The organism is Desulfocurvus thunnarius (genome assembly GCF_055390965.1).
In genome coordinates, this window is record NZ_AP042411.1 from 461,288 (window position 1) to 473,221 (window position 11,934).

General features: G+C 69.8%; 12 protein-coding genes. All 12 read right to left on the bottom strand.

The genetic code is table 11. From position 1 onward, the window contains the following. Window positions 1-80: 80 nt before the first annotated feature. Window positions 81-1,313, bottom strand: coding sequence for a type IV pilus twitching motility protein PilT (locus ACZ5KV_RS02060; protein WP_464240683.1), 1,233 nt, complete (start codon window positions 1,311-1,313; stop codon window positions 81-83). Then, entirely contained in the window at window positions 1,310-2,317 is a 1,008-nt protein-coding gene (locus tag ACZ5KV_RS02065; protein WP_464240684.1) for a hypothetical protein, read from the bottom strand. Before ACZ5KV_RS02065 ends, ACZ5KV_RS02060 begins: the two co-directional genes overlap by 4 nt. Before the next feature lie 115 nt (window positions 2,318-2,432). Beyond that, the gene (locus tag ACZ5KV_RS02070; RefSeq protein WP_464240685.1) at window positions 2,433-2,714 is read right to left on the bottom strand and encodes a hypothetical protein; all 282 of its coding nucleotides are present in this window, start codon (window positions 2,712-2,714) and stop codon (window positions 2,433-2,435) included. A gap of 10 nt (window positions 2,715-2,724) precedes the next feature. Beyond that, window positions 2,725-5,019: a hypothetical protein gene (locus ACZ5KV_RS02075; protein ID WP_464240686.1), complete on the bottom strand. Its 2,295-nt coding sequence runs from the start codon at window positions 5,017-5,019 to the stop codon at window positions 2,725-2,727. Then, on the bottom strand, window positions 5,016-5,543 hold the full coding sequence (locus ACZ5KV_RS02080) for a PulJ/GspJ family protein (RefSeq protein ID WP_464240687.1): 528 nt from the start codon (window positions 5,541-5,543) through the stop codon (window positions 5,016-5,018). Before ACZ5KV_RS02080 ends, ACZ5KV_RS02075 begins: the two co-directional genes overlap by 4 nt. A 5-nt stretch (window positions 5,544-5,548) precedes the next feature. After that, complete coding sequence (locus ACZ5KV_RS02085; RefSeq protein WP_464240688.1) at window positions 5,549-5,980, bottom strand: PulJ/GspJ family protein; 432 nt, start codon at window positions 5,978-5,980, stop codon at window positions 5,549-5,551. Further along, window positions 5,977-6,480 (bottom strand): GspH/FimT family pseudopilin, encoded by a 504-nt coding sequence (locus ACZ5KV_RS02090; protein ID WP_464240689.1) that lies wholly within the window; start codon window positions 6,478-6,480, stop codon window positions 5,977-5,979. Before ACZ5KV_RS02090 ends, ACZ5KV_RS02085 begins: the two co-directional genes overlap by 4 nt. A gap of 2 nt (window positions 6,481-6,482) precedes the next feature. Then, complete coding sequence (locus ACZ5KV_RS02095; RefSeq protein ID WP_464240690.1) at window positions 6,483-6,875, bottom strand: type II secretion system protein; 393 nt, start codon at window positions 6,873-6,875, stop codon at window positions 6,483-6,485. A gap of 93 nt (window positions 6,876-6,968) precedes the next feature. After that, the gene (locus ACZ5KV_RS02100; protein WP_464240691.1) at window positions 6,969-7,364 is read right to left on the bottom strand and encodes a prepilin-type N-terminal cleavage/methylation domain-containing protein; all 396 of its coding nucleotides are present in this window, start codon (window positions 7,362-7,364) and stop codon (window positions 6,969-6,971) included. 67 nt (window positions 7,365-7,431) lie between these two features. Beyond that, window positions 7,432-8,646 (bottom strand): type II secretion system F family protein, encoded by a 1,215-nt coding sequence (locus tag ACZ5KV_RS02105; RefSeq protein WP_464240692.1) that lies wholly within the window; start codon window positions 8,644-8,646, stop codon window positions 7,432-7,434. Between the two features lie 28 nt (window positions 8,647-8,674). Then, window positions 8,675-10,384, bottom strand: coding sequence for a GspE/PulE family protein (locus ACZ5KV_RS02110; RefSeq protein ID WP_464240693.1), 1,710 nt, complete (start codon window positions 10,382-10,384; stop codon window positions 8,675-8,677). A gap of 26 nt (window positions 10,385-10,410) precedes the next feature. Then, window positions 10,411-11,928, bottom strand: coding sequence for an ExeA family protein (locus ACZ5KV_RS02115; RefSeq protein WP_464240694.1), 1,518 nt, complete (start codon window positions 11,926-11,928; stop codon window positions 10,411-10,413). Window positions 11,929-11,934: the final 6 nt, after the last annotated feature.

The following is an 11,934-nucleotide window of genomic DNA, read 5'->3' on the forward strand; positions in this document are numbered from 1 at the left end:
TTGCGGGAAACGAAACGCCCCGGGCCCAGCGGCCCGGGGCGTGCGAAACCACAAATTCCACGCCCTCGACCCCGCCGGGGTCACTCCCCGGGCTGCGGCCCGCGATCGGTGATCTGGCGGATGACCTCGGACAGGGCGTCGTCGTTCTCGAGGGTCAGGGCTGCGGGTGCCGCCCCGGCCTCGAGGCCGGAGGGCGCCCCCGGGGCGCCGGAGCCGTCCAAGGCCGGATGCACCGTCGCCAGGGGATCGATGAGCGGGGATTCGTAGAGCGCCTCGCGGGCGGCCTCCTGCCCGGGGCGCAGGGTCCGCGAGGGGTGCACGTAGGCCTTGCGCCGGGCCTGCATCTCTTCGGCGTAGGTGCCGAAGGTGAACATGCCCGCCTCGCGGCCCAGTTCCATGGTGTTTTCGAGCTGGCTCAGGCGGTTCTCGCGGATGATGCTGCGCACGGCCTTGCCCGCGCGCAGCACGGCCAGATCGGGCACGCGGAAGCCCAGCTCCTGGCGCAGGGCCAGCCGCTGGACCACCACCCCGCACAGCGCCGACGACAACTGGGAGCGCGCGAATTCCTGGGCGTCGGCCGGGAAGGCGTTGAGCATGCGGTACAGCGCCTCCTCCACCGAGTTGGCGTGCAGCGTGGCGAAAACCAGGTGCCCGGATTCGGCGGCGTCCAGGGTCAGGCGGATGATCTCCGCGCGGCGCAGCTCGCCCACGAAAATCACGTCCGGCGCCTGGCGCAACACGTCCACGAGCCCCTGCTCGAAGCTCTGGAAGCTGGAACCCAGCTCGCGCTGCTCGATGAACGACTTCACCGAGCGGAAGCGGTATTCCACCGGGTCTTCCAGGGTCACCACATGGGCGGCGCGGTTGCGGTTGATCTCGCCGAGCAGCGCGGCGATGGTCGTGGTCTTGCCGCTGCCCGTGGCCCCGCAGACCAGCACCAGCCCCGACGGAGCGCGACAGAACTCCGCCAGGGACGGATGCAGGTTGAGCATCTCGATCTCGGGCGCCTCGCCGGGCAGAAAACGCACGGCCAGAGACAGCCCGCGCGTGGTGGCGAAAATATTGATACGCAGGCGTGTGCCGGCAACGGAAATGGCGAAGTCCACGGACCACTGGCGGCGCAGGGTCCGGGCCTGCTGGCGGGTCATGAGCGAACGCGCCAGTTCGTCCACCTCGCCATGGCGCAGGACGATCTTGCGCTGCGGCGCCACGGTGCCGTCCTTGCGCAGCACCACGGGGTGCCCGCCGGTGATGTGCATGTCCGACACGCCCTGCTGCACGCAGGACTGAACCAGGGCCTCGAAGTCGCTCATGGCGCGGCGGGCGATGCCTCGGGGGCGGAGGTCCCGTCGGGCGCTGCCTCGGGGGCGGCGGCCCCGTCGGGCGCGGACGCGGGCTGCTCCGGCGCGGCGTCGGGCGCCGGGGCCGGAACGGGCGCTGGCCGGGGTTCGCCCGGGGGCTGCAAGAGCGGCACGGGCCCGGACAGCCCCGGCAGCGGGCGCAGGCCCACTGTGGCGACGTAGGGCACGGCGCTCCCGCCCATGCGCCGGAACACGGCGTGGTTGTGGGCCAGCAGCGCACGGTAGCGCAGGCGGCGCCAGAAGCCGTGGTCCCCGGGCTGGAAGTCCGGCGCCACGGCGCGGCGGAAGGCCTCCAGGAAGGGCGCGCCCGCGAGGATGTCCTGGTGCAGGGAGATGAGCCGGTCCACGTCCTGCGGGACTTCGGACACGGGGATGTAGGCCACGCCCGAGGGCGAAAGCGCCCCCAGGGTAAACACCGCCCGGCGGCAGGCCGGGCAACTCGGGGAAAAGTACACGCGCGTGGCGGCGTTTTCGGTGTCGCCATAGATGGCCCACCCGCCGCCGTCGCCCGCCAGGGCCACCAGGTTGGGCGACAGGGTGGCGACCCAGAGCACGGCCAGCAGGGTGGCCGAGCCCTTGGGGCGCACGGCCCACAGCAGGCAGAGCCAGACCAGGAAGAATCCGCCCCCGGCGATGAGGCAGTTGGTGCACGGGGCCATGAAAGTCATGGCCGCCAGCAGCCCGGCGTCGAGCAGGACGATGAATCCGGCCAGGGCCAGGGCCGCCGGTGCCGAGGCCAGGGCCGCGACCGCCAGCAGGGCGAAGGCGCCCGCGCCCCACCACCACAGGGACACGCCCCACAGCGTCCATTCGCCGTAGAGTTCACAGCCCGAGGTGGCGCACAGGCGCTCGGCCAACCCCAGGGCCACCAGCACGCAAAACGCCAACCAGGCCAAGGAGAAGATCACCGCCAGACGGCGGGCCATACCGCCGGTGTCGCGTCGGTTCAGAGCCACGGGAGCCTCGCAGGGTTGCCCAATTGGAGCGATGCCGAAAGATCGGGCAGCGGCCCGACCGCCTTTGTGGTTTCAGGTCGGGCGAGGATTGTCAAGCGCGGCGTGGGGCCGGGCGTCAGTTTGCCCCTGGCGGAGGCGGACTTGCGGGCGCCGGAGCCGGAGCGGGCTGCGGCGCCTTGTCCCGCGTGCCGGGCGTATCCGGCCCGGGGGCCGGGGCCTCGGGCGCATGGCCCTGCCCCTGCGGCGCGACATGCACCGGCCCCTGGGCGCCCTGCCCGGGCCGGGTCGCAGTCCCGGCGGTCTCGGGGTCGAGGGCCAGAAGGGCCCGGGCCGGAGCCGGGGCCAGCAGTGCCGCACACAGCGCGGCGGCCAGGGCAAGGCATGTCAGGCGTCGCATGGCTTCCTCCTCAGTCCACCAGGGGCGTCGGGGTGTCCTCGTAGAGCAGGAACCCCAGGGCCAGGTCGTCGAAGGTCACGGCGTTGTTGCCCGCGTCGGAGACGGTGAGCCTGCCGTAGGCGTGCAGGCCGACCTCGGGCCGGTTGGTGGGCCAGTTGTTGGGATCGGCGGGCCAGGTGTCGCTGTCCGGCGTCAGGAACTCGCGGGTGCGGATGGTGCCGCCGTCGGAGAGCAGGCGGATGTCCGCGTCCGGGTCGGCCGCGATGGCCGTGGTGTTGATGGCGTCCCACTTGCACTGGTGCAGCGTGTAGGACGGCGCGTCCATGATGAAGGAAAAATAGTCCGCGCTGGCGGTCCAGTTGCCGATGCTGAGCACGGGGTACAGCGGATAGGAATGGGTCCGGTTGCGATCCCATTCCGGCAGGTAGCGCAGGCGGCCCCGGTCGCGCGAGGCGGCGTTGGAGGCGCCGGTGATGATGTTGTAGGCCAGGGCGTCGCCGGTGCGGCTGGTCTGGCCGCTCCTGTTGGAGCCGTCGCCGTAGAACACCTTGAAGCGGTTGACCTTCTCGCCGTTGACGAACTGCTCCTCGGCGCGCACCACCACGGTGGTGTTGTCGCTGACGATGCGCCCGTCGATGTCCTGCTGCTTGGGGTACATGCCCCATTCGCCCACGATGGATGCGTTGCTGTTCTTGTAGCCCAGCACCTTGTAGGCCAGCCAGGTGCTGACCCCGCCCCTGTTGCGCCAGAACACCAGCAGCACCCGGTCGGACTCGCTGATCTCCAGCGGATAGTCGTCGGAATCCACCAGCTCCGGGGGCGTGTTCCAGGTGTGGATGGTCGTGCCCTGGCCCGAGGGCTTGACCCCGCTGGGGATATGGTCGCCCTGCACGGTGTACCACGTGCCCCAGTAGCGTCGGCTGGGCAGGGGGCCGCTGCCGTAGAACTTGAGGAACGACACGCCGTAGAAGTCGTACTGCCCGCTGGTGCCCGTTTCGGTCAGCCGCAGGGAGAGCCCGGCCAGGGCGAAGGGCAGCTTCCAGCCCGAGGAAATCTTGGTCTGCACGTCGTAGGACAGGCGGGTGTCCTGCTTCCAGCGCCACTTGAACAGGGGGTCCTTGTTCAGGCGCACCACGTGGCCCCAGGGGCCGCTGCTGTCGCGTTCCAGGCTGTGGATGGCCGCGTAGTTGATGTGCGTGCCCTGGGTGGACTGGTAGGACTTGATTTCCAGAACGGTCCTGTTGCGCCCGTCCAGGCGCACGGTCTTGTCGGCGCTGTTGAAGGCCGTCAGGTCGTTCATGGTCGTTTCAATGACCTTGTTGGGGTCGGCCACGCGTTCGGTTGGGTCCAGGTTCTGGCCGTCGTCCAGGGGCGAGTCGTAGTAGGCCAGGGTCTTTTGGGCTGCGTAGGTGCCCGTGCCCACGCTGCCCGTGGAGCGCAGGGCGTAGGCCGTGCGCAGGATGACCGTGGCGTTCTGGAAATCGCCGGCAGCGAAGGAACCGTCCACGGCTTCCAGGCCCTTGAGGGTCACGCTGCCGCCGCTTTCCACCACGCGCTGGCGGTAGGTGTAGGTCTTGTCCGCCTCGGGGATGTAGATGCGCCCGTTTTCCGGGGGGAAGTTGGCCATGGCGGCGGGCAGGCCGCCCAGGCTGGCGGCGCTGCCCGAGGGCGAGCCGTCCGTGGCGTGGGCGATGTTCACGAAGTCCAGGTCCGCGCTGGCGCCGAGCACGGCCCCGCCGGTCAGGGGCTGATAGGTGAAGGTCACGATCTGGCTGCCGTCGTCGGCGGTGCTGATGGTCGCGCCGGAAGCCAGCGTGGCGGGGGTGTCGTTGCCGATCTCGTCGCGCACGCTGATCTGGCTGCCCGCAGGGAAGGCGATGGCCCCCGAGGAAAGGTCGGTCATGTCCGCCAGGGGCACGCGGCGCACGGCCCGGGCGGTGATGGTCCGCGTGGCGGTGTTGTGCGAAAGGGGCCTGAAGCCGTAGGAGTACACGTCCACGCTGAAGCGCGTGTTGGTGTCCGCGTCCAGGATGAACTCGCGGCCGTCGATGTTCTCGAACAGTTCCGCTCGGTCGTCGGAGGCGCTCTGGGCGTTGTATTCCGCAGCGGCCAGGCGGATGCCCGCCTCGGCGGCGTAGAGCGCGGCGCGGCCGGGCACGGCGCCGGGCGGCTCCAGCACGTTGGTGCTCAAAAGGTCGTGGACCGACAGGCCCACCCCGGCCAGCAGCAGCAGGGTCACGATGAGCGGCACGATGGCCGCGCCGGGGCGCGACGCCGGGGCGAAAAGCGCGCGAAGTCGGCTCATTGCAGCCTCGGGGCACGGGCCACGCCCGTGTACAGCGGATTGACGGTGGTGGTGAAGGCCCGCTGGGCGTCCAGGTACTGCGAATCGAAAACCACGCTGACGCCGATCTCGTAAAGGTCGGTCAGGTCGCCGGAGACGGGATTCCAGGCGCTGCCGTCGGCGCGGCTGTAGGTCAGGATGTCGCCGTCGGCGGCCACGCCGTCCAGCAGCACCCGCCCGCCGAGCAGGATGGTGCCGCCCACGTGGCGCAGGGCCAGGGCCTGGCCGTCCACATCCAGGAAATAGAAATTGTCGCCGTCGTTGCTCGCGCGCTGGCTGGCGTCCATCCCACGCAGTTCCTGAAGCTCCACGAAGATGCGCGTGAGGCCCAGGCGGGCCTTCTGGGCCAGTTCGACGGACTCGGCGGCGGCGATCCAGCTCGTGGCCGTGTAGGTCAGGGCCGAGAGGAACATCACGCCCACGAAGGCCAGGATGCTCATGGCCAGGATGATCTCGATGAGGGTGAAGCCCGGACGCGTGCGCATGGCGGCTACTCGGCGAAGTAGGAATACATCACGTAATCGCCGCAGGTGAAACGCACCTTGCGGACGGGCGTGGAAAAGGTGAACGAGCCGCCGGAGTCCGAGACGGTCTCGCTGCTTACGGTGAAGGACACGTCGCCCGTGGCCGTCCACCCGGCCAGCAGGGCGTCCAGGTCCAGGGTTCCGGCCTCGATCTGCCTGCGGTAGGCGGACTGGAGGTCCTCGATCTCGCGCAGCAGGTCGTATTGGCGGTCGACCTGGATCACCGTCTCGTTGCCGAAGTGGGGCATGGTTTCGCGGGCCAGGGTGGTGACCATCACGGCCAGCACGGCGCCGATCACGAAAATGATGATGAGTTCGATCAGGGTGAAACCCGGGGTGAAACCCGGGGTGCGCCGGGGGCCGCGGGCGGCAAAAAAACGGCGGACGGCGGCTGTCATGGGATGTACCCCGTGTGCGCGGTGACCGTGAAGCTCATGCTCTGGCCGTCAAGGCTCAGGGTCACGGCCCGGTTGGCGCCCAGGGCGTTGGCATCGCCGAGGGCGGCGGAGGTGAACGTCTGGCCCCGGCCGTTGAAGGCCAGGGTGAAGGCCGCCGGGTTCAGGGCGCAGTGCAGGGTCACGGTGTCGGCGTCCTGCCCGGGCAGGCGCACGGGCGTGTCCGCGTCCGCCCCGGTGAACAGCCAGTAGGCCCCGTCCTGCCAGCGGATGCCGTAGGGCGTGTTCAGGCCCATGGCCTGGGCCTGGGCGAAGCGGATGTGCGTCTTGAGCACGGAAAATTCCTGGGGCAGCGTGCGGTCCTCTCCGCCCATGGTGCTCAGGGCGGCCACGGCCAGGATGCCCAGCAGGATGAGCACCATGACGGTTTCCACCAGGGTGAAACCCGGGGTGAAACCCGGGGCGCGCCGGGGGCGCGGCGGGAGGCGGCGCAGGGCGGTCACGGCTAGCGGCTCCAGACGGCGGGTTCGGCCAGGGTTGCGGCACTGCGCGCAAGGGCCACGCTCTGGCCCTCGAACTCCAGCGTGCCGCCGTCGGCGCCGGGAGCGGAGGCCCAGGTATACCGGGCTCCCAGGGTCGTATCCACTTCGGTGCGCACCGCGGCGTCCATGGCGGAATCGCTCCCCGGCACGGAGTTGCCGATGCGCTGCCTGCTCCAGGCCATCTTCTCGCGGGTGTTCAACTCGGCCACCCCGGCATCCACGGCGCGCAGGGCCGCTTCGTCCTGAAGCGCACCGTAGCGGGGCAGCACCACGACGGCAAGAATGCCGAGCAGCACCAGCACGGCCAACATTTCCACCAGCGTGAAGCCTGCCGCCGCATTTGCCTTGCGTCTCATTTTTTCAACACTTTCCACGGTTGTGACGACACCCGGCAGGCCTCCGGGAGGGGGAAGCCCCTCCCGGAGACCGCCGGAACCCCGGCCGCCGCGCTAGCGGCTCCACACATAGGGGCTTTCGGTGGCGGTGGCGCCGGTGGGAAGCGCTCTCGTCAGGTCGACCGGCGTCATGGTCGTCTGCGAAGTCAGGCGAATCGACCCGCCGTCGGCTTCGGGGCCGTCCGTCCAGGTGAAGTCGTCACCCACGGCGAAGTCGGCCGCAGCAAACGTATACGCGGTCCCCGTGAGTTTCCCCTTGCCCCAGAGCAGGCTGTCGCGGGCGTTCAGTTCGGCGATGACCGCGTCGACGGCCTTGTCGGCCGCCTCGCTCTGCAGGTCGATGTACTTGGGCACGGCCACGGCGGCCAGGATGCCGAGAATCACCAGCACGGCGATGATTTCGACGAGGGTGAAGCCCTGACGCTTCAGGGTGCGGGAAGTGGTCTGCATGACTGTGTTCCTCCGGAACGGTTGTTGGGTTGAAAAAGCCAAATGCCTTTGGCCCGGGAGGCCGGGCCTAGTGCGCCATCTTGGTCAAATCCCACATCGGCATGAAAATGGCCAGCGCGAAAAAGCCGACCACCGCCGACAGGGCCACCATGAGCAGCGGGCCGATCATCTCGGCCATGCGGCCCACCTGGTATTCCACCTCGTAGTCGTAGTGCGCGGCAACCTCGGTGAGCATGTCTTCCAGGTTGCCCGACTCCTCGCCCACGGCGATCATGTTGACCACCATGGGCGGGAAATAATCGCTGCTGCGCAGGGGCGCCGAGATGCCCCGGCCCTCGCGCAGCTTCTCGCCCAGCCCGTCGAACACGCGCGAGATGGCCGCGTTGCCGATGGTCCGCGAAATGATGTCCAGCGATGCCAGCACGGACACGCCGCTGGATTGCAGCAGCCCGAAGATGCTGGCGAACCGCGACATGGCCGCCTTCTGAAACACCGGGCCCACCAGGGGCAGGGCCAGGGTCAGCCGGTCCTTGTTCAGCCGCCCGACCGGCGTGCGCACGTAGAGGTACGCGCCGCCGACCACGGCCACCGTGCCCAGCAGCATCATCGGCCAGTAGGCCGAAAGGCCCTTGTACATGGCGATGCAGATTTCCGTGGGCACGGGCAGGTCGATGCCCGCCCGCTCGAAAAGCATGGCGAACTTGGGCACCACGAAGGACAAAAGGAACAAAAAGGCGCCCACGAGCATGACCAGCACGATGGCCGGATAGGTCAGGGCCGAGATGATCTGCTTGCGGACCTTGTATTCGTGGTCGATGAGATAGATCAGCCGGTCGAAGACGTTGACGAGGTTGCCGCTGATCTCGCCCGCTCGCAGCATGGCGCAGTACAGCTCGTTGAAGACCTTGGGGTGGCGCGCGAAGGCGTCGTAGAGCGTTGTGCCCTGCTTGAGCTCCTCGACCACGGCGCTCACCGTGCGGCGCATGAGCGGATTTCCCGACTGCTGCTCCATGATGCGAAAGACGTTGACGATGGAGATGCCCGCATGGACCATGGTCCGCACCTGCTTGGTGAACAGGATCAGCTCCTGGGGCTTGACCGATTGCAAAAACCTGACGCCCCCGCCGCCCTCGGCGGCGTCGGAGCCGCCCGCGCGCACGGCCTGGGGGATGAGCCCCCTCGCGGCCAGCATCTGCATGGCCTGGGCCTCGTCCGCCGCCGCCACGACCCCGCTCACCGGGGCCCCGGTCTCGCTCATGGCCTTGTATTTGTAGTTGGGCATCCGTCTCGTCCTGTTTCAGCAAAAAAATCTAGACCAGCACCGCCGTCAGCGCCTCGGCCACGGTGGTCACGCCCTGGGCGACCTTGCGGGCCGCGTCGTCGCGCAACAGACACAGCTTCCCGGCGTCCATGGCCGCCCGGGCGATCTCCGGGGCGGCGGCCCGCGCCAGGATGAGCGCCTGGGTGGCCTGATCGATCTCCAGAATCTCGTAGAGCCCGACCCGGCCGCTGTAGCCCGTGCCGCCGCACAGGCGGCAGCCCACGGCGCGGTAGTAGGTGCCGTCTTCGGGCAGGCCCAGCAGGCGCAGGCCCGCCGGGCGGCTGTCGTCCACCTCGCGGCAATGCGGGCAGACCCGGCGCACCAGCCGCTGGGCGATGGACACCAGCAGCGTGGAGGCCACCAAAAACGGCTCCACGCCCATCTCGATGAGCCGCGTCACGGCGCCCGCCGCGTCGTTGGTATGCAGGGTGGAGAGCAGGCGGTGGCCGGTCATGGCCGCCTGCACGGCGATGCGCGCCGTTTCCTGGTCGCGGATTTCGCCGACCATGATCACGTCGGGGTCCTGACGCAGGATGGAGCGCAGGCCGCTGGCGAAGGTCATGCCCGCCTTGCGGTTGAGCTGCACCTGCCGGATCTTGGGCACCCGGTATTCCACCGGGTCCTCCAGGGTCACGATGTTGATGTCCGGCGTGTTCAGCTTGCGCAGCACGGCGTAGAGCGTGGTGCTCTTGCCGCTGCCCGTGGGCCCCGTGGTCAGGATCATGCCGTAGGGCTTGACGATGGCCGCCTCGATCTTGGCGCGCTCCTCGTCGGGCATGCCCAGGTCGTCGAGGGTCAGGGCCGTGCCCGAGCGCATGAGCAGGCGCAGGATCAGGTTCTCGCCGTGGATGGTCGGCAGGGTCGAGGCGCGCACGTGCACCTCGCGGCCCTCGACGTTGAAGGTGAAGCGTCCGTCCTGGGGCACCATGGCCACGGCGATGTCCATGTTCGCCAGGATCTTGATGCGCGAGACGATGGGCAGGAAATAGTTGCGCGGCGGGGCGGGCACCTCGCGCAGGCGGCCGTCCACGCGGAAGCGCAACTGCACGTGGTCCTTCTCCGGGCTGATGTGCACGTCCGAGGCGCCCTCGCGCACGGCCTGGGTCAGGATGGAGTTGACCAGCCGGACCACCGGGGCTTCCTCGGCCATGTCCTGCAGGGAGGCCACCGCCACGTCGGCGGCCTGCTCCATGTCCTCGGTGCTGGCTTCGCCGCCGGCCGCGAGGTCCTCCATGCCGTCCATGACCCCGCCCAGGTCGTTGGCCACGCCGTAGAGCGCGTAGGTCAGGCCCTCGAAGTCCTTTTCGGTGCACATCACCGGCTCCACTTCCAGGCCGGTGTGGATTTCCACGGCGTCCAGGGCGGCGATATCCATGGGGTCGGGGGTGGCCACGGTAAGCAGGCGGCCCTTGCGCGCCACGGGCACCACGCGGTGACGCTGGGCCAGCTCGGCGGGCAGCAGCGACTCCAGGTACACGTCGTAGGAATATTTCTCGGAGCTGTAGGTATCGATGCCGAGCTGACGGCTGACCAGATCGATGATCTGGGATTCCTTGAGAATGGCCCGGTTGACCAGATATTCCCCAAGGCGCATGCCGCTGCCGCGCTGCTCGGCCAGGATGCGCGTCAGTTCCTCCTGACCCAGCAGTCCGGCCTCCACCAGCATCTCGCCCAGTTTCTTCTTCCGTGTCGCCTGCATATCCGCCTCGTATCCGTAGTTCCCGCCTAGCGCGGGGAAAGCATGGCCAAGCCGTGGCCCAGGGTCAGCGGGGCGCCGCTTCCGGCGGCTTCCAGGGCCGCCTGGGCCTCCTCGCGCGCGGCCCATGGCCCGCCCAGGGCCACGGCGAAGCGCGCGGTGCCGTCGTCGCCGCGCCAGGGCAGCACCCGGGCGTCCAGGCCCATCCGACGCGCCGCGCGGCGTGCGGCCCAGGCCGCGTCCAAAGTCGGACGCTCTTCCAGTTGCACCCAGAAGCGCTGCCCGCGGCCGTCCGGCAGGGGCAGCACGAGCCGCTGGCCCGCCCGCACCGACTCCGGGTCCGTCAGGTCGGGATTCACGGCCAGCACCTGCCCGAGCAGCGCGGGGGTATACCGCCCGTAGACCCCGTGGATCACCTGGGAAAGACTCTCGCCGGGGCCGACCTCCAGGCTGCCCAGCAACGGCGCGCCCTGCTCCGCCGCCGGAGCCACCGGGGCGGCCGGGGGCACCGGGGCGGACACCACGGCCTCAGGAAAACCGGCGGCACCGGACCCCGAGGCTCCTTCGGGAACCGGCACCGCAGGCGGTGCCGGAGCCACGGCGGCCTGAGCCCCGGGCAACACCGCCCGCAGGGCCGGAACCGGCAGCCACGCGGCGGCGCCCGCCACGGCCAGGGCCAGCGCCGCCGCCCCGGCAGCCAGGGCCGAAGCCAGCCGCCGGGCGGCGGGGCGCTCCTGGTGCGCCACGGCGCGCACCAGCCGCCAGCCCGCCCGCCTGCGGTCTTGCACGATGAGTGCCAGCAAAACCTTGTGCGCCAGACGGATGATCCGGCGCGGAAAACCGCCCGAGGCCAGGTGCAGCGCGAGGTAGCCGCCGGGGGTGAACGGCTCCGGCGCGCCGGGCGCGGCTCCGGCGCAGCGCAGCCGGTGGCGCACCAGGGCCCGCGTGCCCGCCGGGCCCAGGGGCCCCAGGCGGAACAGGGCGTTGACCCGGTCGGCCAGGTTCGGCGCCGCGTCCAGGGCGGCCTGGAATTCGTTCTGCCCCAGCAGGACGATCTGCAACAGCTTGCTCTCGTTGGTCTCGTAGTTCAAGAGTTCGCGCAGGGCCTCCAGGGCGCCGGGGGCCAGCTTCTGGGCCTCGTCCACCACCAGGACCACCGTCAGGCCCTGATCGACCCCTTTGCGGAACAGGGCGTCCTTGATGTCCTCCTTGAGGCGCCAGGGCGAGTCGCCGGAGGCCGGGGGCGCGCCGCAGAGCATCCCGCGCAGCACGCCCAGGAACTCGGCGGTGTCGGCGCAGGCCGGGTCGAGCAGCAGGTGCGTCTCCATGCCCGGGTCGGCGGCCAGTTCGCGCAGCAGCCTGCGGCACAGGGTGGTCTTGCCCGTGCCCACCTCGCCGAGGACCACGTTCAGCCCCCGGCGCAGGCGCAAGGCGATTTCCAGTCCGTGCAGGGCCGCCCGGTGCCCGGGCGACTCGTGGAAGAAGTCCGGGTCCGGCGAGTTGGAGAACGGCTCCCCACGCAGGTCGAATAGCTCGTAGTAGCGCATGGCGGC

Bases quoted from the DNA above. Each gene is read 5' to 3' on its own strand.
- ACZ5KV_RS02110 (WP_464240693.1), bottom strand. From the start codon at position 10,384: ATGCAGGCGACACGGAAGAAGAAACTGGGCGAGATGCTGGTGGAGGCC.
- ACZ5KV_RS02100 (WP_464240691.1), bottom strand. From the start codon at position 7,364: ATGCAGACCACTTCCCGCACCCTGAAGCGTCAGGGCTTCACCCTCGTC.
- ACZ5KV_RS02075 (WP_464240686.1), bottom strand. From the start codon at position 5,019: ATGAGCCGACTTCGCGCGCTTTTCGCCCCGGCGTCGCGCCCCGGCGCG.
- ACZ5KV_RS02080 (WP_464240687.1), bottom strand. From the start codon at position 5,543: ATGCGCACGCGTCCGGGCTTCACCCTCATCGAGATCATCCTGGCCATG.
- ACZ5KV_RS02060 (WP_464240683.1), bottom strand. From the start codon at position 1,313: ATGAGCGACTTCGAGGCCCTGGTTCAGTCCTGCGTGCAGCAGGGCGTG.
- ACZ5KV_RS02105 (WP_464240692.1), bottom strand. From the start codon at position 8,646: ATGCCCAACTACAAATACAAGGCCATGAGCGAGACCGGGGCCCCGGTG.
- ACZ5KV_RS02070 (WP_464240685.1), bottom strand. From the start codon at position 2,714: ATGCGACGCCTGACATGCCTTGCCCTGGCCGCCGCGCTGTGTGCGGCA.
- ACZ5KV_RS02115 (WP_464240694.1), bottom strand. From the start codon at position 11,928: ATGCGCTACTACGAGCTATTCGACCTGCGTGGGGAGCCGTTCTCCAAC.
- ACZ5KV_RS02085 (WP_464240688.1), bottom strand. From the start codon at position 5,980: ATGACAGCCGCCGTCCGCCGTTTTTTTGCCGCCCGCGGCCCCCGGCGC.
- ACZ5KV_RS02095 (WP_464240690.1), bottom strand. From the start codon at position 6,875: ATGAGACGCAAGGCAAATGCGGCGGCAGGCTTCACGCTGGTGGAAATG.